This window comes from Kitasatospora sp. HPM-01-4, assembly GCF_051374625.1.
Lineage (GTDB): Bacteria > Actinomycetota > Actinomycetes > Streptomycetales > Streptomycetaceae > Kitasatospora.
In genome coordinates this window covers 7,318,125-7,344,664 of sequence record NZ_JBPQGP010000005.1, presented here as the reverse complement: position 1 = coordinate 7,344,664, position 26,540 = coordinate 7,318,125, and the positions used below count along the sequence as shown (strand labels likewise).

At 72.5% G+C, this 26,540-nt stretch carries 25 protein-coding genes; 16 read left to right on the top strand and 9 right to left on the bottom strand.

What is annotated here, in order from left to right:
- The first annotated feature begins 165 nt into the window (after nucleotides 1–165).
- Nucleotides 166–843: a DUF5995 family protein gene (locus ACSMTC_RS32065; RefSeq protein ID WP_436563229.1), complete on the top strand. Its 678-nt coding sequence runs from the start codon at nucleotides 166–168 to the stop codon at nucleotides 841–843.
- A 73-nt stretch (nucleotides 844–916) separates the two neighbouring features.
- Here the strand turns inward: ACSMTC_RS32065 and ACSMTC_RS32060 are convergent, their stop codons facing one another.
- Together ACSMTC_RS32060 and ACSMTC_RS32055 are read right to left on the bottom strand one after the other, a co-directional pair.
- Nucleotides 917–2,356: a GuaB1 family IMP dehydrogenase-related protein gene (locus ACSMTC_RS32060; protein ID WP_436563228.1), complete on the bottom strand. Its 1,440-nt coding sequence runs from the start codon at nucleotides 2,354–2,356 to the stop codon at nucleotides 917–919.
- A gap of 371 nt (nucleotides 2,357–2,727) precedes the next feature.
- Complete coding sequence (locus ACSMTC_RS32055) at nucleotides 2,728–3,633, bottom strand: LysR family transcriptional regulator (RefSeq protein WP_436563227.1); 906 nt, start codon at nucleotides 3,631–3,633, stop codon at nucleotides 2,728–2,730.
- 72 nt (nucleotides 3,634–3,705) lie between these two features.
- On the opposite strand from ACSMTC_RS32055, the gene ACSMTC_RS32050 reads away from it, so the two are divergent.
- Nucleotides 3,706–4,095: a RidA family protein gene (locus ACSMTC_RS32050; RefSeq protein ID WP_436563226.1), complete on the top strand. Its 390-nt coding sequence runs from the start codon at nucleotides 3,706–3,708 to the stop codon at nucleotides 4,093–4,095.
- Between the two features lie 111 nt (nucleotides 4,096–4,206).
- On the opposite strand, the gene ACSMTC_RS32045 is transcribed toward ACSMTC_RS32050, so the two are convergent.
- Nucleotides 4,207–6,252, bottom strand: a complete 2,046-nt coding sequence (locus ACSMTC_RS32045; protein ID WP_436563225.1) for an N-acetylmuramoyl-L-alanine amidase — start codon at nucleotides 6,250–6,252, stop codon at nucleotides 4,207–4,209.
- Between the two features lie 380 nt (nucleotides 6,253–6,632).
- Between ACSMTC_RS32045 and ACSMTC_RS32040 the strand changes: the two genes are divergently transcribed.
- From ACSMTC_RS32040 to ACSMTC_RS32030, 3 genes are all read left to right on the top strand, one after another.
- Nucleotides 6,633–7,136: an LURP-one-related/scramblase family protein gene (locus tag ACSMTC_RS32040; RefSeq protein ID WP_436563224.1), complete on the top strand. Its 504-nt coding sequence runs from the start codon at nucleotides 6,633–6,635 to the stop codon at nucleotides 7,134–7,136.
- Nucleotides 7,137–7,441: 305 nt separating this feature from the next.
- Entirely contained in the window at nucleotides 7,442–8,302 is an 861-nt protein-coding gene (locus ACSMTC_RS32035; RefSeq protein WP_436563223.1) for a polysaccharide deacetylase family protein, read from the top strand.
- 122 nt (nucleotides 8,303–8,424) lie between these two features.
- Nucleotides 8,425–8,868 (top strand): large conductance mechanosensitive channel protein MscL, encoded by a 444-nt coding sequence (locus ACSMTC_RS32030; protein ID WP_436563222.1) that lies wholly within the window; start codon nucleotides 8,425–8,427, stop codon nucleotides 8,866–8,868.
- A 31-nt stretch (nucleotides 8,869–8,899) separates the two neighbouring features.
- On the opposite strand, the gene ACSMTC_RS32025 is transcribed toward ACSMTC_RS32030, so the two are convergent.
- The 3 genes from ACSMTC_RS32025 to ACSMTC_RS32015 all read right to left on the bottom strand — a co-directional run bounded on the left by ACSMTC_RS32025 (nucleotide 8,900) and on the right by ACSMTC_RS32015 (nucleotide 10,675).
- Nucleotides 8,900–9,340, bottom strand: a complete 441-nt coding sequence (locus tag ACSMTC_RS32025; protein WP_436563221.1) for a MarR family winged helix-turn-helix transcriptional regulator — start codon at nucleotides 9,338–9,340, stop codon at nucleotides 8,900–8,902.
- A 115-nt stretch (nucleotides 9,341–9,455) separates the two neighbouring features.
- Complete coding sequence (locus tag ACSMTC_RS32020; RefSeq protein ID WP_436564874.1) at nucleotides 9,456–9,860, bottom strand: DUF3037 domain-containing protein; 405 nt, start codon at nucleotides 9,858–9,860, stop codon at nucleotides 9,456–9,458.
- Between the two features lie 44 nt (nucleotides 9,861–9,904).
- On the bottom strand, nucleotides 9,905–10,675 hold the full coding sequence (locus tag ACSMTC_RS32015; RefSeq protein WP_436563220.1) for a HipA family kinase: 771 nt from the start codon (nucleotides 10,673–10,675) through the stop codon (nucleotides 9,905–9,907).
- Nucleotides 10,676–10,947: 272 nt separating this feature from the next.
- On the opposite strand from ACSMTC_RS32015, the gene ACSMTC_RS32010 reads away from it, so the two are divergent.
- Complete coding sequence (locus tag ACSMTC_RS32010) at nucleotides 10,948–12,306, top strand: NAD(P)/FAD-dependent oxidoreductase (RefSeq protein WP_436563219.1); 1,359 nt, start codon at nucleotides 10,948–10,950, stop codon at nucleotides 12,304–12,306.
- A 160-nt stretch (nucleotides 12,307–12,466) separates the two neighbouring features.
- Nucleotides 12,467–13,918: a glycoside hydrolase family 47 protein gene (locus ACSMTC_RS32005; RefSeq protein ID WP_436563218.1), complete on the top strand. Its 1,452-nt coding sequence runs from the start codon at nucleotides 12,467–12,469 to the stop codon at nucleotides 13,916–13,918.
- A gap of 54 nt (nucleotides 13,919–13,972) precedes the next feature.
- On the opposite strand, the gene ACSMTC_RS32000 is transcribed toward ACSMTC_RS32005, so the two are convergent.
- A complete protein-coding gene (locus ACSMTC_RS32000) occupies nucleotides 13,973–15,307 on the bottom strand; it encodes an aminotransferase class I/II-fold pyridoxal phosphate-dependent enzyme (protein WP_436563217.1) in 1,335 nt (444 codons plus the stop codon).
- Between the two features lie 35 nt (nucleotides 15,308–15,342).
- On the opposite strand from ACSMTC_RS32000, the gene ACSMTC_RS31995 reads away from it, so the two are divergent.
- The 7 genes from ACSMTC_RS31995 (at nucleotide 15,343) to ACSMTC_RS31965 (ending at nucleotide 21,977) form a co-directional block, all read left to right on the top strand.
- Entirely contained in the window at nucleotides 15,343–16,047 is a 705-nt protein-coding gene (locus ACSMTC_RS31995; RefSeq protein WP_436563216.1) for a pyridoxamine 5'-phosphate oxidase family protein, read from the top strand.
- 40 nt (nucleotides 16,048–16,087) lie between these two features.
- Nucleotides 16,088–16,720: an FMN-binding negative transcriptional regulator gene (locus ACSMTC_RS31990; RefSeq protein WP_436563215.1), complete on the top strand. Its 633-nt coding sequence runs from the start codon at nucleotides 16,088–16,090 to the stop codon at nucleotides 16,718–16,720.
- Between the two features lie 214 nt (nucleotides 16,721–16,934).
- Entirely contained in the window at nucleotides 16,935–18,269 is a 1,335-nt protein-coding gene (locus tag ACSMTC_RS31985; protein ID WP_436563214.1) for a sugar porter family MFS transporter, read from the top strand.
- Nucleotides 18,270–18,453: 184 nt separating this feature from the next.
- Nucleotides 18,454–19,146, top strand: coding sequence for a dienelactone hydrolase family protein (locus tag ACSMTC_RS31980; protein WP_436563213.1), 693 nt, complete (start codon nucleotides 18,454–18,456; stop codon nucleotides 19,144–19,146).
- Nucleotides 19,147–19,210: 64 nt separating this feature from the next.
- Nucleotides 19,211–20,476: an MFS transporter gene (locus ACSMTC_RS31975; RefSeq protein ID WP_436563212.1), complete on the top strand. Its 1,266-nt coding sequence runs from the start codon at nucleotides 19,211–19,213 to the stop codon at nucleotides 20,474–20,476.
- Between the two features lie 78 nt (nucleotides 20,477–20,554).
- A complete protein-coding gene (locus ACSMTC_RS31970; protein WP_436563211.1) occupies nucleotides 20,555–21,061 on the top strand; it encodes an HAD domain-containing protein in 507 nt (168 codons plus the stop codon).
- A 79-nt stretch (nucleotides 21,062–21,140) separates the two neighbouring features.
- Nucleotides 21,141–21,977: a PhzF family phenazine biosynthesis protein gene (locus ACSMTC_RS31965; RefSeq protein WP_436563210.1), complete on the top strand. Its 837-nt coding sequence runs from the start codon at nucleotides 21,141–21,143 to the stop codon at nucleotides 21,975–21,977.
- 282 nt (nucleotides 21,978–22,259) lie between these two features.
- Here ACSMTC_RS31965 and ACSMTC_RS31960 read toward each other — a convergent pair whose 3' ends face one another.
- Both ACSMTC_RS31960 and ACSMTC_RS31955 read right to left on the bottom strand, forming a co-directional pair.
- Nucleotides 22,260–23,054, bottom strand: a complete 795-nt coding sequence (locus ACSMTC_RS31960; RefSeq protein WP_436563209.1) for a CPBP family intramembrane glutamic endopeptidase — start codon at nucleotides 23,052–23,054, stop codon at nucleotides 22,260–22,262.
- Nucleotides 23,055–23,279: 225 nt separating this feature from the next.
- Nucleotides 23,280–24,779, bottom strand: a complete 1,500-nt coding sequence (locus ACSMTC_RS31955; RefSeq protein ID WP_436563208.1) for a glutamate-cysteine ligase family protein — start codon at nucleotides 24,777–24,779, stop codon at nucleotides 23,280–23,282.
- 361 nt (nucleotides 24,780–25,140) lie between these two features.
- Here ACSMTC_RS31955 and ACSMTC_RS31950 point away from each other — a divergent pair, with 361 nt between their 5' ends.
- Nucleotides 25,141–25,740, top strand: a complete 600-nt coding sequence (locus tag ACSMTC_RS31950) for a hypothetical protein (protein WP_436563207.1) — start codon at nucleotides 25,141–25,143, stop codon at nucleotides 25,738–25,740.
- Between the two features lie 542 nt (nucleotides 25,741–26,282).
- A complete protein-coding gene (locus ACSMTC_RS31945; protein WP_436563206.1) occupies nucleotides 26,283–26,471 on the top strand; it encodes a DUF5999 family protein in 189 nt (62 codons plus the stop codon).
- The last annotated feature ends 69 nt before the right edge of the window (nucleotides 26,472–26,540 follow it).

The following is a 26,540-nucleotide window of genomic DNA, read 5'->3' as shown; positions in this document are numbered from 1 at the left end:
ACCGCGCGCAGATCCCCCACGGCGGCCTCCGCCCGGCCCCGCCCCAGGTCCACCCTGTCCCGCACCGCGCCGCACGCGCCGGGTAGCCCGCCCGGCGGATTCCGCGCGCGCCGGGCGACTGGCAGCGTGGACGCCCAGGGACACGACCCGTGGAGGGCGGACACGATGACAACCACCGATGTCCTGACGGTAGATCAGGTGATCGACCGGATGCGAGACCTGGCCGTGAGGCTCCCCCCGGGAGACGGCGTCGAGGTCTTCAACTCGATGTATCTGACGGTGACCGAGCTGGTCCGCGACCGGCTGGCGGCGTCCTACTTCGACGATCCCGCGGGAGTGGCCCGGCTGGACGCCGTCTTCGCCGCCCGCTTCCTCGACGCGGTCGACACCGCAGACTCGGGCTGCGTGCCGAAGGCCTGCTGGCGCCCGCTGTTCGAACTGCGCGGCCACCCGGGCGTCCACCCGATCCAGTTCGCGCTAGCCGGGATGAACACCCACATCGAGCACGATCTGCCGTTGTCCGTGCTCGACTGCTGCCAGGCCCTCGGTCTGGAGCCCGGGCAGGCCGAGGCCGACTACCACCGCATCAACGACCTGCTCGCCCAGGCCGAGTCGCGGATCCGCGAGGAGCTGCTGCCCGGGCCCGAGGCGCTGCGGATCGCCGACCCGCTGCTGCATGTGATCGGCGTGTGGAGCATCGACCGCGCCCGGGAGGCGGCCTGGGCCAGCGTCCTCGGCCTCTGGGAGCTGCGGCGCGCCCCGCTGGCGTACGAGGCGGTGACCCGCGCGCTCTCCGGCTCGGTCGGCATGGTCAGCCGAGCCCTGCTGACGCCGCTGAACTGAGCCCGGACACGCCGTCGGCCGACCTCCCGCAGCGTGCGGGAGGCCGGCCGACGGTCACGAGTGCCGGTGGGCGTCACGCCCAGCTGGAGTGCAGCGGCTTGCCCTCGGCGTAGCCGGCCGCGCTCTGGACACCCACGATCGCCTTCTCCCGGAACTCCTCCAGGCTGCTGGCGCCCGCGTAGGTGCAGGAGCTGCGGACACCCGCGATGATCGAGTCGATCAGGTCCTCGACACCCGGACGGGCCGGGTCGACGAACATCCGCGAGTGCGAGATGCCCTCCTCGAAGAGGCCCTTGCGTGCGCGGTCGTACGCGGACTCACCCACGGTCCGGTTGTTGACGGCGCGCGCGGAGGCCATGCCGAAGCTCTCCTTGTACTGGCGGCCGTCGGCGGCGGTCTGCAGGTCGCCCGGGGACTCCAGGGTCCCGGCGAACCAGGAGCCGATCATCACGTTGGAGGCACCGGCGGCCAGCGCCATGGCGACGTCGCGCGGGTGGCGGACACCACCGTCGGCCCAGACGTGCTTGCCGAGCTCGCGGGCCTGTGCGGCGCACTCCAGGACGGCGGAGAACTGCGGGCGGCCGACGCCGGTCATCATCCGGGTGGTGCACATCGCGCCGGGGCCGACACCGACCTTGAGGATGTCCGCGCCGGCCTCGACCAGGTCGCGGACACCGGCGGCGGAGACCACGTTGCCCGCCACGATCGGGATCTGCGGGTCGAGCCCGCGCACCGCGCGCAGCGCGTTGATCATCGACTCCTGGTGACCGTGCGCGGTGTCCACCACCAGCACGTCCGCGCCGGCCTCGATCAGCGCCTTGGCCTTGCCGGCCACATCGCCGTTGATGCCGACGGTCGCGGCGATCCGCAGCTTGCCGGCGGCGTCGACGGCCGGGGTGTAGAGGGTGGCGCGCAGGGCGCCCTTGCGGGTCAGTATGCCGACCAGCCGGCCCTGGGCGTCCACGACCGGGGCCAGCCTGCGGTGCGCCTCGTTCAGCTTGTCGAACGCCGCGCGGGGGTCGATGCCCTCGTCCAGCAGCAGCAGTTCGCGGGACATCACCTCGGACAGGCTGGTGAAGCGGTCCACGCCCTGGCAGTCGCCCTCGGTCACCACGCCGACCGGCTTGCCGTCCTCGACCACCACCAGCGCGTTGTGCGCGCGCTTGGGCAGCAGGGACAGCGCGTCCGCGACGGTGTCGCCGGGAGCCAGGGTGAGGGCGGTGTCGTACACCAGGTGGCGCTGCTTGACCCAGTCGATCACCTCGGCGATGACCTCGGTCGGGATGTCCTGCGGAATGGCCACCAGACCACCGCGGCGGGCCACGGTCTCGGCCATCCGACGGCCGGCGATCGCGGTCATGTTGGCGACGACGAGCGGGATCGTGGTGCCCGTCCCATCGTTGGAGGAGAGGTCGACGCCCTGCCGGGAGCCCACGGCGGAGCGGCTGGGGACCATGAAGACGTCGTCGTACGTGAGGTCGTACGCGGGCTTGAGGTCGTTCAGGAAGCGCATGAATAGGGCTCTCTGGCTAGGAGAAATTACACCTCGGGTGCGACTGCGGATAACCGCGCGGGCGCACTCGGGCGCCCCGCACCCGACCGTCAATGCTCGCTCATACGTAGACAGAAAGCTAGTGCGAACGACCTTGTTGAAGGTGCGCACAACGGTCCTGACGTCGGGCGCATTCCCTGTTGTAGAAACATCCAAAGACCGCCGTGTCCGAAGCCTGCGACCGGCGCCCACCGGCAACGCGAGTACACGAACCAGGCCGGGCTCCTCGCAGTGGCGGCGGTCGGCGACGGTGGCGGAGCCGACCGGCGGGCCCGGCCCGCGGCCCCTGCGACCGGTGGCGCTACCGGAGCCGACGGCCCGCCCGGCCGGTCCTACCCGCCCGGCCGGTCCTGGCTGACGGTGGCGAGAAGGCGGGCGACCAGGGGGTCCCGGTCGTTCCTGCGCCAGGCGACGGCGACCCGGGTACGGACGTCGTCCGGCTCGATCCCGCGGAAGGCGACGCCCTTCAGACGGATGCGCCGGATGCTGGCGGGGGCCAGCGAGACCCCGAGCCCGGTCTCCACCAGGGCGCAGACGGTCTGCCATTCCACCGCCCGCTGGGCCACCTGCGGCGCGAAGCCCGCCGCGGCGCACAGGCTGGTGATCTGGTCGTGCAATTGAGGGCCGACCGCGCGGGGCAGCAGTACGAAGGGCGAGTCGGCCAGCGCCGCGAGCGGGACGGTCCGCCGGGACGCCAGCGGGTGCGCGGCCGGCAGTACGGCCGCGAAAGGCTCGGTCAGCACCGTTCTGAAGCCCAACTCCGCATCTTCGGCGGGCGGTTCACGCAGCAGGCCGATGTCGATGGCCCCCTCGCGCAGGGCGGCGAGCTGCGGCGCGGAGGTCATCTCGTGGATGTCCAGGTGCACATCGGGGCAGCGTTCCCGGAAGGTGCGCAGCAGGCCGGGCAGGACGGTCAGGGCGAGGGAGGCGGCGAAGCCGATCCGCAGGCGGCCCGCCCGGCCGCTGCCGACGGCCCGGGCCGCCGCCAGTCCGTCGGCGATATCCGTGAGGGCCCGCCGGGCGACCGGCAGAAGCTCCCGGCCCGCCGGGGTGAGCTCCACGCGTCCCGGCTCCCGGCTGAACAGCGGATGGCCGACCTTCTCCTCCAGCCTGCGGATCTGCTGGCTCAGCGGCGGCTGCGCGATGCCGAGGCGTGCGGCCGCGTGGCCGAAGTGGAGTTCCTCGGCGAGGACGACGAAGGCGTGCAGCTGCGGGAGGGGAAGTTCGGGACGGTCCATACGCCCAGGGATATCAGGTCATGCCGGTGACCGTATTAGACGTATCGCGACCGTCCGCCTAGCGTTCCCCGCATGACAGAGCGACGTGCGATCCTCAGTGGCTCGGCCTTTGAGGAGCAGATCGGTTATGCCCGTGCCGTGGTCGACGGGGACTGGGTCCATGTGTCCGGGACGACCGGTTTCGACTACACCGCCATGACGATCTCCGAGGACGTGGTGGAGCAGGCCGAGCAGTGCCTGCGCAACATCGGGGCCGCGCTGGCCGAGGCGGGGTGCACCTTCGCCGACGTCGTACGGGTGCGGTATCTGCTGCCCGAGCGGGCCGACTTCGAGCCCTGCTGGCCGGTCCTGCGCCGCTGCTTCGGTGAGGTGCGGCCGGCCGCCACGATGATGGTGTGCGGCCTCGCCGACCCCCGGATGAAGATCGAGATCGAGGTGTACGCGCGGCGGGCCGCCGGCTGAGGGCCTCGGTCCCCAACCGTCCTTCGCGGACTGCCGGTCAGCGGTGACCACAGGTGCGCGGTCTCCCGCAGCCGGTACCGGACCGACTGCGGGAGACCTTCTGACGGATCGTCAGGAGTTGTTGTTCTGGCCGGTGCTGCCGCCCGGCGTGACGGCCGTGCCGACCTGGACGTCGGAGGCCTTCAGATAGGCGAGCCGGTGGTTGTAGCGGATCGGGTAGTAGGTGTCCTTGCCCACCACCAGGGTCCAGTCGTTCGGCGAGCTGTCGTCGATGGTGTGCGAGTAGAAGAAGTCCGACTGCACCGGCGCGTCACTGCCGGCGACGTAGGACTGGCCCGCCGGGACGGTGGCGGTCAGCGGCACCACGGACTGCGGGGCGATCCCCGGGTACGGCGTGTACGCGGCGGCCTCGGGGTAGTTGCGGCCGTACACCGGGATCGAGGCCAGGCCGGGCTTGGGGGTGAGCACGGTCCGGCCGGGCCGGTTGTCGGCACCGCCGGTTTGGCCGGACGGGTTGTAGAACCAGGCCTTCTGGCCGTCGTACCAGATGGCGGTCCAGTCACCCTGGATGTCCGCGACGACGTAGCTGGTGCCGTACACGGCCTTGTCGTGCCAGTCGGAGGCCTGGGTGGTGGCGCCGTTGATCAGCGGGGCGTTCGGGTCCGGCTGGGTGCGCAGGTAGACGAAGTTCTCCGGCCGGTCGGCCGTCTCGGTCACCGGGGGCTGGTTGGTGGCGTCGAAGGCTGGCGAGATGGTGACCACGCCGCCGACGGTGAGCGGGCCGCCGAGGTTCGCGCAGACGGGGGCGCCCAGCAGGTCCATGTAGTGCGACCAGTCCCAGAACGTGCCGGGGTCCCAGTGCATACCGGCGACGTACGACTGGATCGGGCCCGGGATGTCGTCGTGGCCGATGATGTGCTGGCGGTCGAGCGGGATGTCGTAGCGGGCGGCCAGGTAGCGCACCAGGGCGGCCGAGGACTGGTACAGCTGCTCCGAGTACCAGGTCGGGCGGTCGGTGGGGAGCGCGTAACCCTCGTGCTCGATCCCGATGCCGTGCATGTTGAGGGACTTGTTCCCGGCGTGCCAGGCGATGTCCTTGGTGTGCACCAGCTGGGTGACGTGGCCGTCCGAGGAGCGCACGATGTAGTGCGAGCTGTCCTGGTTGGCCGGGTTCTGGAAGAGCCCGATGGAGGAGTCGAAGCCGCCCTCGGTGTCGTGGATGACGATGTACTGGATCTTGTCGCCGTCGTCCGGGCGGTTGGCCTTGCTGTAGTTGCCGAACGAGGTGAGGTCGCTCGGGTTGGTCAGCGCGTAGGCGGCCGGCTTGAAGTCGCAGTCCAGCTCGACCGGGCACTCGGGGGTGGTGTCGTCCGCCGCCGGGGCCACGGCGGCGGCGCTCATGCGCGCCACCGGGCGGTCCACCCTGAGCGAGGGGGTCGCGGCGAGGACGACCGACTGGCCGTCGTCGGTGTGCCGGGCGGCGCCCGTACGGATCGTGGCGAAGACGCGGTCGGCGAAGGCGTCGGCACCCGCCGGGTCGCCGGCCTGACTGAACCTGGCCACGGCCTGGTACCAGGCACCGGGGTCGGCGGAGGCGGCCTTCCCGGCCTCCTTCTGGTACTTCGCCAGCAGGGCCGCGCCGCCGCGCACGCTCTGGGCCGCGTCCCGCTTGAGGTCGGCGGCCGGACGGTGGATCAGCTTGGCGGCCGCGTCCAGGGTGTGCAGCGCGGGGCCGTCCTGGACCTTGGGCCGCACCGGCGCGCCCTTGGCCGGCTTCGGCTCGGTGCCATCGCCCCGTCCGTCGGCTTCGGGGCCCGGGCCCTTGGCGAGCGCGGCGGTGACGGCGGCCGCGTCGACCTGGGTCAGGCCCATCACGTTGTAGTTGCCGGTGGTGCTGGGCGCGCCCTGGTGGGAGTCCCAGCGGGTCTGCTGGTAGGAGACGGCCAGCAGCACGCCGGCCGGGACGTGGAACTCGGCTGCCGCGGCGCCGAACTGACGCTGCAGCGCGTTCTGGGCCGGGGTGGCCGCGAACGCGGGGACGGCGCCGGTGGTCATGCCGGTGACCAGCGCCACACCGGTCGCGGAGGCGGCGACGGCGGTGGCGAGGCGCGGCAGGCCGTGCGCGGTGCGGTGGGAGCGCCGGGAGCTGGATATCAACGGAGTCCGCTGACCTTTCGTGCTGGAATCGATGGGAACCGCCCGAATCGCCGGATCCGAACAGCCCAGGTCACCGGGCCGATCGCACCCGATCCGAGCAGGCGGTGCAGACGTTAACATCTGAGCCCCCATCAGTGCTCGGCCATTCAAACGCCACGTCAGACACCCTGTCGGCCCAGGGAATCACGGGGAGGGCCGGACGCGGCGTCAGGTGCTCCGCCTGGCCGGGGACGCGGCTCGCCGGTGCCGGGCTCGGCGTCCGCCCGGGCCGGCCACGGTGCCCGGGAGCGGCCGGGTTGCTACCGGCCCTTCACCGGCCCCCGTTACGCTCTGGGCGACACCGATCCGCCGGCCGGCGGCGATGCTGACGGGGGGTTTGGATGCGCTACCTGATACGCGACCGGATGTTCGCCTTCCACGAGGAGGCGTGGATCGAGACCGAGCACCGGGAGAAGCTCTACCGGGTCAACCGGAGGTTCCTGCGGCTGCGCACCACCTTCGACTTCGTGGACAGCCACGGGGCGAAGGTGGCGACCATCACCAAGAAGGCCCTCACCCTCCACCACACCATCCTGATCAAGCAGGACGGCGTGGTGGCCGCCCGGATCAGCAAGCGGGCGCTGCGGATCCTCGGGGACCGGTTCAAGGTCCGGCTGCGGGACGGCCGGCGGCTGCGGATAGCCGGCAACCTGTGGGACCACGAGTTCGACATCCAGCACCAGGGCACCACCCTGGCCCACATATCCCGGCGCTGGTTCACCATCCGGGACGCGTACGCGGTCGACGTGATGAGCCCGCAGGACGCCACCCTGCTGGTGATCCTGGCGGTCTGCGTGGACCACATCCTGCAGGACCGCGAGGGGGAGCGGCTCACCAACCTCTGACGCCGGCGCCGGGGTGCGGACGGACCTGCGCCGACGCGCTCCCCGGGTCCGGCCGCCCGCCCGGCACCGCACCACCGTCGCCCCGTGGCCGCCGCACCGTTCCCCCTGCTCAACGGGCCTGTCGGCAAAAGAAGTCCAAGACCTGGCCAAGAAATCGGAGCGGCGGAACCGCACCCTGCCGGTCCACGTCGGTTGAGGCGGACAGTGGGGGGACCGCCGTGGCACGCCACCGGCGCGGACCTCCACGACACCGCGGCCGGACACGGTCACCGTCCCGGCGGACCACCTGGAGGAGAGGCGTCATCATGGCAGAGCAGCGCGCGGAGCACCCGGGCGATCAGGGCGGGCTGACCCGGCGGCGGCTGATCAGGCTGACCGCCGCGGGTGCGGCGGCGGTCGGGGCGGGCGGCGCGCTGACGGCCTGCAGCAGCTCCTCGAACCAGGCCGCCTCGGCACCGCCGCCGCCTTCGGACAGCCCCTCGGACTCCTTCTCCCCGGCCGCACCCACCGAGCCCCCGAGCGTCTCCGGCCTGCCGAACCCCTCGTCCTCCCCCGTGGCGGCGCGCAGCAAGCCCGTCTTCAAGGTGCACGACCTGCTGCCGGACGCCCCGGCGCACGCGGTGGCGCTGACCATCGACGACGGTCCGAGCCGGACCTACACGCCGGAGGTCCTCCAGCTGCTGCGCAAGTACGACATCCGGGCGACCTTCTCGGTGGTCGGCATCGAGGCCCATGCCGACAAGGACCTCATCCGCCGGATCGCCGCGGACGGGCACACCATCGCCAACCACACGATGACCCACCCGCAGCCCTTCTCCCGGCGCAGCGCGGCGCAGATCCAGCAGCAGATCGCCGACACCCAGTCCGTGATCGTGGACGCCGGGGCTCCCGAGCCGAAGCTCTTCCGCTCCCCCGGCGGCGACTGGTCCCCCGATGTGTTCGCCGCCGTGGCCAAGTACGGCATGACGCCCATCGACTGGGACGTCGACCCGAGGGACTGGAACCGCCCCGGTGTGAAGACGATCACCGAGAAGCTGCTGGCCGCCAAGCCGGGCGACATCCTGCTCTGCCACGACGGCGGCGGCAACCGCTCGCAGACCGTCGAGGCGCTGCGCACCGTGCTGCCCGCGCTCAAGGCCAAGGGCTACACCTTCGTCACGCTCTGACCTCCCCGTGCCGGTCCCCCGGTCGGCGCCGCTCTGATTGCGGACCGGGGCCGGATCGGCTCGCCTGGATCCAGGCGCCCCGAGGCGCCTGGCAGAGCCGGCGGAGCGGACGAGGAGCGGCCATGCTCAAGGGCTTCAAGAACTTCCTGATGCGCGGTGACGTCGTCGTCGTGGCAGTGGGGCTGATCGTCGCACTGGCGTTCAGCACGCTGATCAAGGCGTTCACGGACAGCGTCATCAACCCGATCATCACCCGGGCCCAGGGCGGGCACTCGGCCGCGCTCGGCTGGCAGTTGGGCGCACCCGGGAACAAGGCGACCTATGTCGACATCGGGGCGTTCATCTCCGCCCTGATCTACTTCGTGATCTTCATGGCGGTGGTCTACTTCCTGATCGTGGTCCCGTACCGGTCCTTCCAGCGCCACCGGGGGATCACCGTCTTCGGCGACCCCCCACCGGCCAGGACCTGCCCGGCCTGCCTCTCCGAGGACATCCCGGCGGCCGCGTCCAAGTGCCGCTACTGCGGGAGCGAGCAGCCGCCGGCGCCCGCCCGGAGCACCGCCTGACCGCGGCCCGGCACCGGCCGGGACCGGCCGGTCACTGCCCGGAGAGCAGCGGGAGCACCTTGCGGCAGAGCGCGTCCAGGGCGACCCGCTGCTCGTCGTCCAGGCTGGCGAAGGCGGCGCGGGCGCGGGTCATGTCCTCGCGGATCAGGCCGAGCACCGCGCGCCCCTGCTCGGTGATCGCGACGATCTTCACGCGCCGGTCGGCGGCCGCCGCCTCGCGCTGCGCCAGCCCCAGCGCCTCCAGCCGGTCCACGATCCCGGTGACGTTGGAGGCGTCACAGCCGAGCCGGCCGGCCAGCGCACGCATCGGCACCGGCTCCTGGACCGACTTGAGTGCCTTGGCCTGGGAGGAGTTGAGGCCGTGCCGCGCGGCGGCGGCCGCGAAGTCCTGGAAGTACGCGGTGCCGACGGCGGCCACGACCTCCATCAGGTCGGCGGTGGTCGGTACGGTGCTGGTCGCTGTGGAGCCCATGGTGGTCAGGGTACGCACACATGCTTCAGTTACTCCAGCTTTGATCACCGCAAGCGACTCTCCGTAATCAAACCGTTCCCTGACGCGCCCGGCCGTCCCCCGTCGGGAGCGGCCCTCAGAGCACCAGCTGTTCGAACAGCCGGCGCAGCTCCGCCTCGGGATCGGCGGTCAGCCCGGTGTGCACCGGTCCCGGCTGGACGATCGCGCTGCGCGGCGCGGTCAGCCACCGGAACCGCTGCCCGGGGCTGTCCCAGGCGGCCGGTCCGGCCTCCGGACCGCCCGCGCAGACGGTCTCGATCCCGCGCAGCGCCCGCCGCACCCCGGCCACGTCCGCGACCGGGTCCAGTGCGAGCAGCCGTCCCTGGTCGAGGTGGGTACGGGCCCCCAGGTGCGCGGTGTGGCGGCAGTAGAGCAGGACGCCGATGTTGACGCACTCGCCCCGCTCGACCCTCGGTACGGCGCGGATCACCGCGTACTCGTAGTCGTGCAGCTCCACGCCCGCGCTCTCCTGCCCGCTCATCCGCTCCCTGCCCATCCGCTCCGCGCCCGTCGTCCCGTTCGGCGTCATCCGGCCGCCCCCGCTCCGGGCGGCTTCGGCAGCCAGTCGCGCGGCCCCGCCAGCCGGGCGGTCAGCCGCTCCTGGTAGGCGTCCCGGACGGCCTGGGCGCTCTCGAAGCCCGGCTCGTCGGTCAGCCACTCCTCCGGGATCTGCGCGATGGCCGCCGGCAGCGCCTGCCCGGCGAGTGCGGCCAGCTCCTCGTCGACGGCCTTCAGGTCCCCGGCGGAGCGCAGCAGGGCATGGTCCGAGGCGTCGTACGGCTTGCCCGGCCAGCCGGCCGAGCCCGCCCAGTGATGGTGGAAGATCAGGCAGGCGCCGTGGTCGATCAGCCGCAGGCCGCCGGTGGCCATCAGCAGGTTGGGGTTGCGCCAGGAGCGGTCCACGTTGCCGATCAGGGCGTCGAACCAGAGCACCCGCGCGGCGAGTTCGGGGTCCACCTCGTAGCAGAGCGGGTCGAAGTTGAGCGCACCGCTGACGAAGGCCATCCCGAGGTTGACACCGCCGCTGGCGCGCATCTGCTCCTGGATCTGCGGCTCGGGCTCGCTGCGCGCGAGCACCGGGTCCAGGTCGAGCCGGACCAGCTCGGGCACCGGCAGCCCGAGCCGCCGGCCCAGTTCACCGGCCAGCACCTCGGCGACCAGCGCCTTGCGCCCCTGGGCCGCGCCGGACCACTTGAGCACATAGAGCCGATGGTCATCGGCCTCGACCAGGCCCGGCATCGAGCCGCCTTCTCGCAGTGGCGTCACATAGCGGACCGCCGTCACCTCGGAGAGCATCCCGTCAGCCTACCGACCCGTCAGCCGTACCCGGTCCAGCGCCCGGCCCGGCACCCGGCCCGTCCTCGCGCACGCGCCCCCCGGTGCCGGACCCGCCCCGGTGGACCGGTCCCGCCCCGCACCGGCCCCGCCGCGGCCCGTCCCCGGTGCCCCGGAGGTTCCCCCGGCCGGGCCCGCTGCGGTGGCAGATGCCGAACGACCGTGCGACCGTGTCGAACAGTTGTCAGAGTTGTCCTGATATCGCACGGACCCCGGCAGGCAAGGGACGAACGATGGAGCGACCTCGGATCCTGATAGTCGGCGGCGGCTTCGCCGGTCTTGAGTGCGCACGCCGCCTGGAACACAAGCTCGCGGCCTCGGAGGCGGAGATCAGCCTGGTCACGCCGTTCAGCTACCAGCTCTACCTGCCACTGCTGCCGCACGTGGCGGCCGGGGTGCTCACCCCGCAGTCGGTCGCCGTCTCGCTGCGCCGCAGCCTGCACCGCACCCACATCATCCCCGGCGGCGCGATCGGGGTGGACCCGCCCGCCAAGGTGTGCGTTGTCCGGAAGATCACCGACGAGGTGACGGCGTTCAAGTACGACTTCCTGGTCCTGGCGCCCGGCAGCATCACCCGATCCTTCGACATCCCCGGCCTCACCGACTACGCGCGCGGCATGAAGACCCTCGCCGAGGCGGCCTACATCCGCGACCACGTGATCGCCCAGCTCGACCTCGCCTCGACCACCCTCAACCAGGGCGAGCGGGAGTCCCGGCTGCAGTTCGTGGTGGTCGGCGGCGGCTACGCGGGCACCGAGACGGCCGCCTGCCTCCAGCGCCTGACCACCGCCGCGACCAGGCGCTACCCCCGGCTGGACCCTGGCCTGATCAAGTGGCACCTGATCGACATCGCCCCGAAGCTGATGCCGGAGCTGGGCGACAAGCTGGGCAACACCGCACTGCAGGTGCTGCGGGCACGCGGGATCGAGGTCTCGCTGGGCGTCTCGGTGGCCGAAGTGGGCGCGGAGACGGTGAAGTTCACCGACGGACGGGTGCTGCCCTGCCGCACCCTGATCTGGACCGCCGGGGTCGCCGCCAGCCCGCTGATCGGGACGCTGGACGCCGAGACGGTCCGCGGCCGGATCGCGGTCAACGCCGAGATGCGGGTGCCCCAGTTCGACTCCGTGTTCGCGATCGGCGACTCCGCCGCCGTACCGGACCTCGCCAAGGGGGACGGCGCGGTCTGCCCGCCCACGGCCCAGCACGCCGCCCGCCAGGGCCGGCGGGTGGCCGACAACCTGGTCGCGGCACTGCACAACCAGCCCCTGCAGCCGTACTACCACCGGGACCTCGGCCTGGTGGTCGACCTCGGCGGCAAGGACGCGGTCTCCAAGCCGATCGGTGTCGAACTCAAGGGCATCCCGGCCCAGTTGGTGGCGCGGGGCTACCACATCATGGCGATGCGGACCAATGTCGCCAAGTTCCGGGTCGGCGCCAACTGGCTGCTGAACGCGACCGCCGGCGACGACTTCGTCCGGACCGGATTCCTGGCCCGCCAGCCGGCCCGGCTGCGCGACTTCGAGTACACCGACGCGTATCTGACCAGGGACCAGGTCCGTCAGCACGCCCAGTCGCTGCTGACGAGGGGCTGACCGCCCGGCAAGCGGAGCACCCGAGGAGCACCACCCGTACGAGTGAAACCGGCGCACCGACCTGACACCAGCGCTCCCCCGCTGACCTGCGTGGGAGCGCCGACACGCGGACAGAGCACCTGGGCGGCCGCAGCCCGCCGGACCACTAGCGTCCTGCGCCATGCGATCTGCCCCGTTGCCCCGCCGCCGCACCCTGCTCGGCGCCGCCGCCATGGCCGCCACGACTGCCGCTCTCCCGTCCGCCGCCGCCCACGCCGCCGGCGCGGACAGAACGGACCGGGAGCACGGAGCGGACGCCACCGCCGGGCTGCCGTCCGACGCCGAGGTCGCCGAACAGGTCCGAGCCGAGTACCTGCACGGCTGGGAGGGCTACAAGCGGGTGGCCTGGGGCTACGACGAGGCACGCCCGGTCTCCGGCGGGCGGGACGACTTCTTCGCCAAGGGACACACCTTCGGCCTGTCCATCGTCGAGGCGCTGGACACCCTGTGGCTGATGGAGCAGGACGAGGAGGTGCGACTGGCCGCGGACTGGATCGAGGAACACCTCGACCCGGTCGTCGACGCCGAGATCCAGGTCTTCGAGGCGGTGATCCGCCTGGTCGGCGGCCTGCTGGCCGGCTACCTGTGCACCGGACGGACGAAACTGCTGGACCGCTGCCGGGAGTTGGCCGACCGGCTGCTGCCCGCCTTCACCCGCTCCCCCTCCCATCTCCCCTACCGCTACGTCAATCTGCGCACCGGTGCGGTCTCCGGATCGGTCAGCCCGCTGGCCGAAGTCGGCACCAACGCGGTGGAGTTCGGCCTGCTGAGCCGGCTCACCGGCGACGGCCGCTACTGGAGCGCGGCCAAGCGGGCCGCCCGCGCGGTGGTCACCAGGCGCTCCTCGCTCGATCTCCTCGGCACCGAGCTGGACATCGAGTCGGGCCGCTGGACGGACACCCACGCGATCGAGCCCAACCCGCCGGTGGACTCCTTCTACGAGTACCTCTGGGACGGCGGCGAGCTGTTGGACGACGCCGATCTGCGCGGCTGGTACCGGATGCTGACCGATGCCGTGCTCAAGTACCAGGCGGAGCGCAGGGACGGCGCGCTCTGGTTCCGGCAGGTGGACTTCGGCACCGGGAAGACCACCGGACACGACCAGTCCGAGCTCGCGTCGTTCTACGCCGGACTGCTCGGCAAGGGCGGCGACCTGGCGGCCGGCCGCGACTACTACCGCTCCTGGACCGGCCTGCTGGACAGGTACCAGCTGCTGCCCGAGGTGGTGGACTACGCGAGCGGCCAGGTCCGCAGCGCCCGCAACGACCTGCGGCCCGAGTACGCCAACTCCGCCTTCGACCTCTGGCGGCTGACCGGCGCGGACGAGTACCGGCAGACCGCCTACCGCTACTTCCAGGCCGTGCGGGCCAGGCACAAGGTCCCCGGCGGGTACACCGTCGCCGAGGACGTCACCACCTCGCCGGTGCGGCTCGGAGACCTGATGCCCGGGTACTGGTTCGCGGAGAACCTCAAGTACCTCTATCTGATGTTCGCGGCGGCGCCGCGCTTCGACTACCGCACCGGCCTGCTGTCGACCGAGGGGAAGCTGGTGCGCGGCGCCGTGCGCTCCTGAGCCCGCTGTGCCCGGCCGCTCCCCCGGCGGCCGGGTCACCGCTCCCCGGCGGGTTCAGACCAGTGGCGAGCGGCCGGCCGAGGCGTGCAGGATGCCCGCCAGGTCGGCCGCCAGCCTGCGGGCTCCGGCCGGGTCGAGGGCGGCGGTGGTGATCCGGATCCCGGGCGGGGACTGCATCCGGAAGCGCGTGCCGGGCGCGACCACCCAGCCCGACTGCACCAGCGCCGCGACCACCCCGGGCTCGTCCGGCACCGGCACCCAGACGTTGAGCCCGCTCGCGCCGTGCGCCTCGATCCCGTGCGCCGCCAGTGCGGTCAGCAGCGCGTCCCGGCGTTCCCGGTACACGGCGGCCACCCGCTCGGCCGGCGCGGCACCGGAGCGCCACAGCTCGGCGACGGTGCGCTGGAGCAGCAGGCTGACCCAGCCGGCGCCCAGCCGCTGCCTGCCCAGCACCCGGCCGATCGTCTCCTGGTCGCCGATGGCCAGCGCGACCCGCAGGTCGGGGCCGTACGCCTTGGAGGCCGAGCGCACCACCGCCCAGTGCGTGGCGGTGCCGACCAGCGGCCGGTAGGGCTGGTCGACCATGCCGTGGCCGTGGTCGTCCTCGATCAGCAGGGCGTCCGGATACCCGGCGAGCACGGTGCGCAGCTCGGCGGCCCGCTCCGCGGTGAGCGCGGCCCCGGTCGGGTTCTGCGCCCGGACGGTGACCACCACCGCGCGGGCGCCGGCGGCCAGTGCCGCGGCGAGCGAGTCGGGCAGCGGGCCCTCGTCGTCCATCCTGACGGGTACGGGGCGCAGCCCGAGTGCGGGCAGCAGGTCGAGCAGGCTGCCCCAGCCCGGGTCCTCGGCGGCGACCGGGTCGCCGGGGCGCAGCCGGCTGACGAGGATGCGTTCGATCGCGTCCAACGAGCCGGAGCAGACGGCGAGTCGGCCGTCCGGCACCCCGTCGGCACCGAAGGCCGCGCCGGCCAGGTCGAGCAGGTCCCGGTCGGCGGCGGGGTGCCCGTACAGCACGGGGCCGTGGTCCGAGCGGGCGGCGGCGACGGCGAGCGCCGGGCCGAGCGCGGGGAGCAGCGCGGGGTCGGGGTTTCCGCTGGACAGATCGGTGGCACCGGGCGGGACCGGGATGTGGATCTGGTCGCGCGGGGTGGTGACGGGCCGGGGGCGGATCCGGCTGCCCTTCCGCCCGGCGGTCTCGATCACGCCTCGGTCGCGCAGCAGCCGGTAGGCGGCGGCGACGGTGTTGGGGTTGACGCCCAGCTCCTCGGCCAGGTCGCGCAGGGGTGGCAGGGCGGCGCCCGGTGGCAGCTCACCGGTACCGACCGCGCGTTCGATGTCGGCCGCGATGTCACTGGCACGGCGGCCTCTGATCCGATAGTCTCCTAGCACAAAAGCAATTATGCACTAGTACATAGGGGGACGCCATGTCGGACAGCACTTCCGCCACCGCGGAGGCCACGGGCACCACGGGCGACGCCGCGGACACGGCGTACACCCGCAACCGGCGCACCACGCCGACCCGCTACCGCGAGCGGGCCACCTGGGAGCGGGAGGCGATCCACGCGATCCTGGACAGCTCGTACATCTGCCACCTGGGTTTCGTGGCGGACGGCGCCCCGGTGGTGCTGCCGACCATCTACGCCCGGGTCGGCGACCGCCTCTACCTGCACGGCTCGACGGGCAGCCGCCCGATGCGCGGTGCCGGGGCCGACGACGGCATGCCGGTCTGCGTCACGGTGACCCAGGTGGACGCCCTGGTGCTGACCAAGTCCGCGTTCAACCACTCGGTCAACTTCCGTTCGGTGGTGGCCCACGGCATCGCCCACCAGGTGACGGATCCCGAGGAGCTGACGGTCGCCCTGGACGCGCTGGTGGACCAGGCGGTGCCGGGCCGCTCCGGCGACGTCCGCAGGGCGAACGCCAAGGAGCTGGCCAGCACGGCGGTGGTGCGCCTGGTACTGGACGAGGTCTCGGCCAAGACCCGCGACGACGAGGCGCAGGACGACGAGGCGGACCTCGGCCTGCCGCACTGGTCCGGCGTCATCCCGGTGGCCACCACGTACGGCACCCCGGTGCCGCACTCCTCGACCACCGGCCCGCTGCCCGGGTACCTGCGCGACCTCCACTGACGTCGCCCCGGCAACCCACCCGAACAGAAAGGGGCTTGTGATGCTGATCAGGTCCTGGGACCGCGGCACCGAGGCCGAGTGGCGCGAATGGCTCGCCGCCGGCCGCGACTTCGGCACCCTGGCGGCCAACGGCCCGGCGGGCAGCGGCCCGGTGCTGGTGCCCACGCACTTCCTGCTGGACGCCGACCGGGGCGAGATCCTGCTGCACCTCGCCACGCCCAACCCGCTCTGGGCCGCCGTCCGGGCCGATCCGCGGGTGACCCTCTCGGTCACCGACGACTACGCCTTCGCCCCGGGCCACTGGCGCACCGGCGTGCCGACCAGCTTCTACGCCTCGGTCCAGTTCCACTGCAGCGCCGAGATCGTCGAGGACGCGGCCGGCAAGGCGGAGATCCTCAACCGCCAGCTCGCGCACTTCCAGCCGGAGACCCCCGAGGTCAGCGTGGTCCCGGGCCAGGAGCCGTACGGCCCGCAGCTCTCCGGACTGCGCGGACTGCGGCTGACCGTCCACGAGGTCAGGGCGAAGTTCAAGTACGACGACAAGAAGCCGGTGGAGCAGCAGGCCGCCCTGGCCGACCGGCTGGCCGAGCGGGCACAGGGCCTGGACGCGGCCGTACGGGCCCAGCTGCTGCGCCGCAACGCGCTCCGGACCGGCTGCCCGCTCGAGCGGTGACACCGGCGGACCACGGCGGATCCGGCGGTTCACCCTGAAGGCCGCACAGCGCGCAATCGGTGTGCCCGGCTGGTGAAATGAGCGGTGGACCCGTTCCGTCCGGCCGCACGGGCGGGCCGCCGACCCCCGGGAGCTCGTCCTGTCCAGCACCACTCCCACCCAGCACGCCGAGTCCCACCTCGGCCACGTCGTCTTCATCTCGGCGGCGGCCGCGATGGGCGGCTTCCTGTTCGGCTACGACAGCGCCGTGATCAACGGCGCGGTGACGGGCATCCAGAAGCACTTCAGGGTGGGAAACGGCGAGACCGCGTTCGTGGTGGCGATCGCGCTGCTGGGCTCGGCACTCGGCGCGGTGGTCGCCGGCCGGCTGGCCGACCACCTCGGCCGGGTCAGGACCATGCTGCTGGCCGCCTTCCTGTTCGCGGTCAGCGGTATCGGCTCGATGTTCCCGCCCTCGATCCAACTGCTGGGCTTCTGGCGGGTGGTCGGCGGCATCGCGATCGGCATCGCCTCGGTGATCGCCCCCACCTACATCGCCGAGGTCTCCCCGACCGCCTACCGGGGCCGCCTGGCCTCCTTCCAGCAGCTGGCCATCGTACTCGGTATCACCGTCTCCCAGCTGGCCAACTGGGCGCTGAACCAGGCCGCCGGCGGCGAGTCCACCGGACATCTGGGCGGGATCCAGGCCTGGCAGTGGATGCTCGGCGTGGAGGCCATCCCGGCGCTCGTCTACGGGCTGATGGCGCTGGCCATTCCCGAGTCCCCCCGCTACCTGATCGCCGACCGCCGGGAGGACCGGGCCCGCGCGGTCCTGGCCGAGCTGGAGGGCCCCGGCATCGACCTGGACGCCCGGGTGGCGGAGATCCGCTCGGTCCTGACGGCCGCTCGCAGACCCCGGGCGAAGGACCTGACGGGCGGGCGGTTCGGCCTGCTGCCGATCGTCTGGATCGGCATCGGTGCCTCGGTGTTCCAGCAGTTCGTCGGCATCAACGTGATCTTCTACTACTCGTCGTTCCTGTGGCAGTCGGTCGGTATCAACGAGAGCGACTCGCTGCTGATCAGCCTCTCCACCTCGATCATCAACGTGCTCGGCACCGTCGTCGCGATGGTGCTGGTGGACCGGATCGGCCGCAAGCCGCTGGCGCTGGCCGGCTCGACCGGTATGGCGCTCTCGCTCGCCGCCGCGGCCTGGGCCTTCTCCCACCGGATGGGCAGGGGTTCCACCGCGACCCTCGAAAGCACCTACGCCACAACGGCGTTGATCGCCGCGCACGTCTTCGTGTTCTGCTTCGCCTTCTCCTGGGGCGTGGTCGTCTGGGTCCTGCTCGGCGAGATGTTCCCCAACCGGATCCGGGCGCTGGCCCTGTCGGTCGCCGCCTCGGCCCAGTGGATCGCCAACTGGGCCATCACCGTGAGCTTCCCCACCCTCTCCCACTGGAACCTGTCGGCGACGTACGTCATATACGCCTGCTTCGCGCTGCTCTCCATCCCCTTCGTCGCCTTCTGCATCAGGGAGACCAAGGGCCGCCCCCTGGAGGAGATGGGCTGAGACCGACCGGGCGGACCGCCGCACCGACCGGCCCGCGGCAGGACCGGGCCGCCCGCCGCTCACCCGATCGGCCCGGGCCCGTTACCTGGCCAAGCCCCACCCCTGCATTGCATCATGCTGCCCTCGGGCCCAACCCGAGTCCGCTGCCCGCCGCTCACGCGGCCCACCCGACGGAGTCCAGGCCATGGGCGGTTCCCGCCAGAACGTCACCTTCCCCAGCAACGGCCGGACGGCACACGGGTACCTCGCCCTGCCGCCCCGGGGAGTCGGCCCGGGACTGGTGGTCGTCCAGGAGTGGTGGGGCCTCACCTCCCAACTGGCCGACACCGTGGACCGGTTCGCCGCCGAGGGCTTCGTCGCCCTGGCTCCCGACCTGTACGGCGGCCGGACCACCCACGACCGCGACGAGGCGGCCCGGCTGCTGCGGCAGCTGCCGGTCGAGCAGGCCGCGGCGGACCTGCGCGGCGCGGTGGACTTCCTGCTGCGGCAGCCCCAGGTGGTCGGCGACTCGCTCGGCGCGGTCGGTTTCTGCATGGGCGGCGGCTTCGCACTGGTACTGGCCGCCCAGGAGGGCGACCGGATCGCGGCCGTGGTGCCGTTCTACGGGCTGCCGCCGGACCCGGACTATGACTACCGGGGGCTCACCGCCCATGTGCTCGGCCACTACGGCGAGCGGGACCGCTCCCTCCCGGCGGCCACCGTGGACGAGGCCGCGATCCGGATCGGCGAGGCCACCGACCGCCGCCCGGAGATCCACTTCTATCCGGCCGGCCACGCCTTCATGAACGAGGAGAACCTGCTGGGCACCTACGACGCGCTGCAGGCCCGGATCGCCTGGCGGCGCACGCTCAGCTTCCTCTGGGGCCACCTCGGGTAGTCCCCCGTCCCGGCACCGGAAATCGGATGGACATCTCGATGCCTCGGCCCCCATAGTCCGGGAGATGAACAGCCGACAGGTACCCGGCCGTCCGTTCGCCTGGGCCGACCGCAACTACCGGATCCAGACCGCCGCCACGGTGGTCAGCGGCCTCGGCAACGCGGGCGCCCCGATCGCCACCGCCTTCGCGGTGCTGGAGAGCGGCGGTGACACCACCGACGTCGGGTACGTCACGGCGGCCCGGCTGGTCCCGCTGGTGCTCCTGCTGCTGCTCGGCGGCGCCCTCGCGGACCGGCTGCCGCGCCACCGCGTCATGGTCACCGCCAACCTGTTCAACGCGCTCTCCCAACTGGTGCTGGCCGTACTGGTCCTGGACGGCGGCGTCCGGATCTGGCAGCTGACGCTGCTCGCGGCCGCCGGCGGCGCGGGCCAGGCGTTCTACACGCCCGCCGCCCAGGGGCTGCTGATGCGGAGCGTGCCGCCGGAGAGCGCCGCCAGGGCGTTCGCCGTCTTCCGGATGGCGCAGAACGGCGCCCAGATCGGCGGAGCCGCCCTCGGCGGCACGCTGGTCGCCGCGATCGGCCCAGGCTGGGTACTGGCCGTCGACGCCCTCGCCTACGCCCTCGCCGCCGGCCTGCGGGTCCTCCTGCGGATCGAGCCCGCCGCCGCCTCCTCCCACCGGCCCAGCCTGGTCCGCGAACTGCGGGAGGGCTGGCGGGAGTTCGTCGGACGCCGGTGGCTGTGGGCGGTGGTGCTGCAGTTCTCGGTGGTGATGACCTGCATCACCGCGATCGAGAGCGTGTACGGCCCGGTGGCCGCCCAGCAGCGGCTGGGCGGAGCACGCAGCTGGGGCATCGCGATGGCCGCCTTCGGTGTCGGACTGCTCTCCACCGGCTTCCTGATGGCCCGGTGGCAGCCGCGCCGGATCCTGTTGACCGGCAACTACGCGGTCTTCCTGTTCGCCCTGCCCGCCCTCGCCCTCGCCCTGCACGCCCCGGCGGCGCTGGTCGCCGCCGCGATGTTCACCGACGGCGCCGCGGTCACCGTCTTCGGGGTCAACTGGATGGTCGCCCTCCAGCAGGAGATCCCCGACGAGCTGATGTCCCGGGTCTCCGCGTACGACACCGTCGGCTCACTCGCGCTCACCCCGCTCGGCACCGCGCTGGCCGGACCGGCCGCCGGCGCACTCGGCCTCGACGGCGCGCTCTTCGCCTGCGCGGCGGTCACCCTGCTGCTCGCAGCGGCCGCCCTGCTGGTCCCCGAGGTCCGCCGGCTCGCCCGTACCACCCCTGCGGTGAGCCCCGCCCCGGAGCAGGTCGCCGCCGGCTGACCGCTCCGGTACCGGAAACCGCGACCGGACGCCGTTCGTCCCCCTGGGTGACACGGTCGCCACCCTGGGGGGAGCCCAGTGCCCGAACCTCTGCTGTTCCTGGACGTCGACGGAGTGCTCAACCCCGTCCACCCGCACCCCGACGCCGACTTCGACACCCACACCCTGCTCGGCTACGCCGTCCTGCTCTCCGACCGCCACGGCGAGTGGCTGCGCGAACTCGCCGGAAGCTACCAGCTCTGCTGGGCCACCACCTGGGAGGAGCAGGCCAACATCCACATCTCGCCGCTGCTCGGCCTCCCCGAACTCCCGGTGGTGCGCTTCTCCGACTACGTCCCGCAGCCCGACGATCCGCGAGTGCCGCTGATGGACCTCTTCCGGGCGTTCAAGTGGGCACCACTGCTGCGGTACGCGGACGGACGGCCGTTCGCCTGGGTGGACGACATGATCCCGCGTCGGCTGGTCCGCAACTCCCTGCTGCGCCGGGACCGGCTGCTGGTACCGGTCGACCCCGGCCAGGGCCTCCAGCGCCACCATGTGGACCGGCTGCTGCGCCGCCCGCCGGTCGCCCGGCGGCCACGCTGAGCCGTCCTGAGGCACTGTCAGTCCGCCTACCGTGAATTGGCCATGGCCGCCGCCCCGGCGGGCCCGTACGGTTGACGGCATGCGGATCAGAATCATCGACGCCTTCACCGACCGGCCGTTCTCCGGGAACCCTGCCGCCGTCTGCCTGCTGGACGGCCCCGACTGGCCCGACGAGGACTGGATGCAGCGGGTCGCCGCCGAGATGAACCTCTCGGAGACCGCCTTCGCCCTGCCACTGCCGAGCGGTGGCGAGGCCGACTGGTGGCTGCGCTGGTTCACCCCCACCCTTGAGGCCGGCCTCTGCGGGCACGCCACCCTGGCCACCGTGCACGCCATGCACTCCGACGGACTGCTCGGCACGGACCAGGTCCGGTTCACCAGCCGCAGCGGCACCCTGGTCGCCCGCCGGGAGCAACTCGGCGGCTACACCCTGGACTTCCCGGCCAACCCGCACACCCCGGTCCCCGACCCCGCCGGGCTCACCGAAGCCCTCGGCGCCCCGGTGCTCGAAAGCTTCGACACCGGGCCGCTCGGCGATCTGCTGGTGCGCCTCGCGGACGAGCGGACCGTGCGTTCGCTCGCCCCCGACCTCACCGCCGTCGCCGCGCTGCCCACCCGGGGCGTCCTGGCCACGGCCGTGGCCGACGACCCCTCGGGGGACTACCAGTTCGTCTCCCGCTTCTTCGCCCCGGCCTGCGGCATCCCGGAGGACCCGGTCACCGGCAGCGCCCACACCGCACTGGCCCCCTACTGGGCCAAGCAGCTGGGCGGCACCCGGCTGACCGGGTACCAGGCCTCCCGCCGGGGCGGCCTGGTGACCTGCGAGCTCTCCGGCGACCGGGTCCTGCTCTCCGGCCGGGCGGTCACCGTCCTGGACGGCACCCTGCACAGCGGTCCCGAGCCGGCGCGGAGCTGAGAGCCGACCGGGGTTCCTGGTGGCCGGTCCGCTCCCGGCCGATCGCGGCCGGAGCGGACCGGCGTCCGGACGCACCCGTCCCGAAGTCGCCCCGGATCAGCGCGGGTTGCGTTCCCAAGCGGACTGCGTATCAGGACTCCGTGCCTGGTGGGTCGGCGGCGGGATCAACGGACCCCGATCGGGCCCCTCCACGCCGGCGTGGGCACGGCGCACCGGGAACAGCGGATGACCCGAATGGCCCTCAGGACGCGAGGCACCCCTCCGGCCGCCCCCGAACGGGGCTCACCCCGCGGGCAGCCAGCTCACATGGCCGGCCAGCAGCGCGTACCCGACGAAGGCGACGGTGTCGATCAGCGCGTGCGCGACCACCAGCGGCATCACCCGGCCCCAGCGCCGGTACAGCAGGCAGAAGACCACGCCCATCACCATGTTGCCGACCAGGCCGCCGATGCCCTGGTACAGGTGGTACGAACCGCGCAGCACCGCACTGGTGACGATCATCGCCGGCAGCCCCCAGCCCAGCTGGCCCAGCCTGCGCAGCAGGTACCCGACGACGATCACCTCCTCCAGGACGGCGTTCTGCCAGGCGGAGGCCACCAGCACGGGGATCCGCCACCAGACGGCGGGCAGCCCGGAGGGCGCGACCGTCAGATTGGCGCCGACCGCCTGTGAGCCGAGGTAGAGCAGCAGTCCCGAGCCGCCGATCGCGGCCGCGACGACCGCCCCCCGCCCCAGGTCGCCCAGCTTGCGGCGGAGGTCGAAGCCCAGCTGCCGCAGCGAGCTCCCCTCCCGGACCAGCAGGTAGCCGACCAGGGCGACCGGCACCAGTGCGCGCAGGATGTAGTACACCTGCCAGGCCAGGTCCAGCCAGGGCCGGCCGGGCGCCCGCGAGGCGTTGAGCGTCGCGACCTGCTGGCCGAGCGCGATGGGCTGGGTGAGCGACCCGAGGAAGCTGATCACCGCGCTGATGCCGCTGGCGCCGAGCGAGAGACCGAGCACGATCAGCAGCTCGACCGCCAGCAGTCGGCGGGACGGGGTCGCGGTCCCGGGTTCGGGCTCGGTCGAAACGGTGGTCACCAGGTCTCTCCAGCACACGGCTCCGGTCCGGCGACCGATCCTGCCGCCGGGCGGATCATCCTCGCATATCAGCCTCTGAACACCCAGACACCGGGTGGACGGCGCCCCCGGCCACGGGGGAACCGCAACGCCGACCCGGAGAGCCCCGGGGCACCGGGATGCGCACCGTCCGGGAGCACGAGGATCCTCCGCTCGGCCCCCGCACCCGTGGAACGGATCCGGGAACTACCCCACCGGCCAGGTGTGCACCGGCTCGCCCGCCCGCGAGTACTCCATGTACCGCCGCGTCATGGCCGCCAGCGCCGCCGCCCGGTCCATCCCGTACTGCTCGCGCAGCCGGTGCACGGTGGCGCTCTGCCACGCCGCGCCGTTCGTCCGGCGCAGGCAGCGCTGCTCGATGATGCCGAGGTAGCGGTCCCGGTCGCCCGCCGCCACGCCCCACTCGCCGAGCCCCTGGTACGCCAGCGGGAGCAGTTCGCTCAGCACCAGTTCGGTGGCCGCGACCGGGACGGTACCGCGCGCGCCCCGCCCGCTCTTCGGCCACTGGAGGACGGTCTCGATGCCGTACCGCGCGGCGTTGTGGAAGTTCTCGTCGGCCTGGGCGAAGGCCAGCCTGGTCCAGATCGGCCTCGGCTGCTCGGCGAGCGCCCGGACCAGGCCGTAGAAGAAGGCGGCGTTCGCCAGGGTGTCGGCGACGGTCGGCCCGGCCGGCAGGCAGCGGTTCTCCACGCGCAGGTGCGGTACGCCGCCCGCGACGTCGTACACCGGGCGGTTCCAGCGGTAGATGGTGCCGTTGTGCAGCCGCATCTCGCCCAGCCTGGGGACGCCCCCGGAGGCCAGCACCTTGCCCGGGTCCTCGTCGTAGCAGATCGGCAGCAGCGCGGGGAAGTACCGCTGGTTCTCGGCGAAGAGGTCGAGCGCCGAGTCGATCCAGCGCTCCCCGAACCAGGTGATCGGCCGCACGCCCTGCGTCTTGAGCTCGGCCGAACGGGTGTCGCAGGCCTGCTGGAAGAGCACCGGCCGGGTCTCCCGCCACAGCTCCCGGCCGAACAGGAACGGGGAGTTGGCACCGAGCGCCACCTGTACGGAGGCGAAGGCCTGGGCGGCGTTCCAGACCGAGGCGAAGCGCTCGGGGGTGACCTGGAGGTGCAGCTGGAGCGAGGTGGCGGCGGCCTCGGCGACCATCGAGACCGACTCGATCGACAGCTGCTCCACCCCCTGGATGTCGATCGCGATGTCCTCTCCCCTGGCGGCCAGGATCTGGTCGCTGAGCAGGGTGTAGCGGTCGTTGTGCGACATGGCGTCCAGGCCCGTGTGGTCCAGGCCGAGGGTCGGCAGGATGCCGACCATCACGATCCTGGCCCCGACCTCGGCCGCCTTGCGGTCGGCGTACCGCAGGCAGGTGTCGAGTTCCTCGCGGAGGTCCTCCAGGACGTGGCCGGTCAGCCGGTGCGGCGCGATGTTGACCTCGATGTTGAACTGGCCGAGCTCGGTCTGGAAGTCGTTGGAGGCGATCGAACCGAGCACCTCCTCGTTGTACATCAGCGGGCCGCCCTGCTCGTCGGCCAGGTTGAGCTCGATCTCCAGGCCCATCATGGCCTTGGGGCGGTCGAAGCGTTCCTCCCGCAGCATCCGCTCCAGTGCGTCCAGGCAGGACTGCAGCTTCCGGCGGTACAGCTGCCGGTCGGCAAGCTCCGCCCGAGTCGCCACGACCTTCTCGCCCATGGGTGCCCCTTCACCTTTGGTCGATCCTTCGGCCGATCGTTCCTGCATCATGCCCCACCGGAAGATCGATAGCCGCTCACCCGAACAGGTTGACGACAGAAGGTTTCTGACGAACCGTCAGCCGTATCCCAGCTTGCCACGGGCCACGGAACGTGATAAGAAGGTCACCCTGCGCACCTGTTCGAGTAGAATTCGCACTGCGCTCCTGCCCGGTGCCATGCCGCTCCGAATCTCATCGTCGGCAGGTTCCGCGCCAGCACCGCGATCATGCCCAACCGGACACGGCCCAGGTCCCGTCACACCGACGCCACGCCGGTATGCCGCACTCGCACGCCGATCTCGCACGGAGAGGCGACCCGCCATGACCATGCAGACGCCCCAGCCCCCGCCCAGTGCCCTGCGCGCGGTCCTTGCCGCGCTCGACTCCGAGGCCGCACTGTGCCAACCCGCCGCGAGCGCCCTGCGCGGCGCCGGCGGCCCGCTGCTGCCCTCCCATCCACTCGCGGTGCACGTCCTGGAGGGGCCCGGCGCCGGGCTCTCCACGGCCAGGCGCACCGGGTGGCGCTTCCTGATCAAGCGCGGCTCGGCGACGGCCCCGGTGGAGCCGGCGGCCGAGGTGGCGGCGGCGGCCGAGGTGGTCGAGACGGCGGACGGCCACACCTTCTCGCACTTCACCGCGGGGCCGTACCTGGACTCCACGGTCCGGGCGCTGCGCCAGGCCTGGCAGCTGGCCCAGTCCTCGCGCTCCCGGCACCAGCCGCGACTGCTGTCGATGCCCGGCCACTACGCCACCGCGCTCTGGCTGCACCACCCCGAACCCGGCCCGGCCACCGATCTGCTGATCCCGCTGGCGCCCGCCCCCTGCGGGGTGACCGCGCACCGGGTCTACCCGGCGGTCGAGCTGCTGGCGATGCTGGAGCGCGCGGCGGTCCCGAGGCGGCTGACGGCCGGAATCTCCTGAGGCGCATCACCCGAACGGGCCATCCGGACCTGACTCGGCCGAGTCAGGTCCCGGTTGGCCCGTCGGGCTGTCCCGGTCGGCCTCCGCCGCCTGAATGGGTGATGTAGGGCGGCCAGTTGTGGCGCATGTCACCAAATCGCTGCGCGATCGCCCCGGGATGCCGACACTGGGAAGCAGGTGGGAAAGGCAGCAGTCTTACCCACCGAAGCACCGGTTCACACATGGGCCGGGGCCGACAGGAGATCCGACCGGCGGGGCGGACGCCCGGACCGGCCGGTGACCGGGAGTGCGGGGGAAGGAGCGGGCCGGAGTCCAGTCTGGACACGCGTCGTGAGGCGGAGCGCACACTGTGGCATCGGCCGGCTCCATGGCCCGGCACCACGGCCGACTCCGCCGGCGAGCCTGACGGCGCCACGCGTCGGGGATGCGCGTCCGGACGGGAGGTCCCGGCACGCGACGCCACCGGCCCGGTCGCCGACCGGCCCGCGGGGGAGGCCGTCAGGCGGAAGCGGATCGTCGCGAGCGAAGCGAGGGTACGAGTCATGTGCCAGCACCGTCCTGAGTGCCCGACAGCGGAGTCCGCCGACCGCGAGGCGGCCGTCCCGGTGGCCTCCCACCCCGACCAGGGGTGGAGCCTGCTCTGCAACGGCGTCCTGATCTTCGAAGACACCGGCGAGCTGCTGCCCGACGGGCAGGTGATCGCACCGCACCGGGCCCTGGCCGCGGCCTGAGCGGCCCGGAGGCAGGACAGCGCGAGGGCCCCTCGAAGGAACACTCCTTCGAAGGGCCCTCGCGCCGTT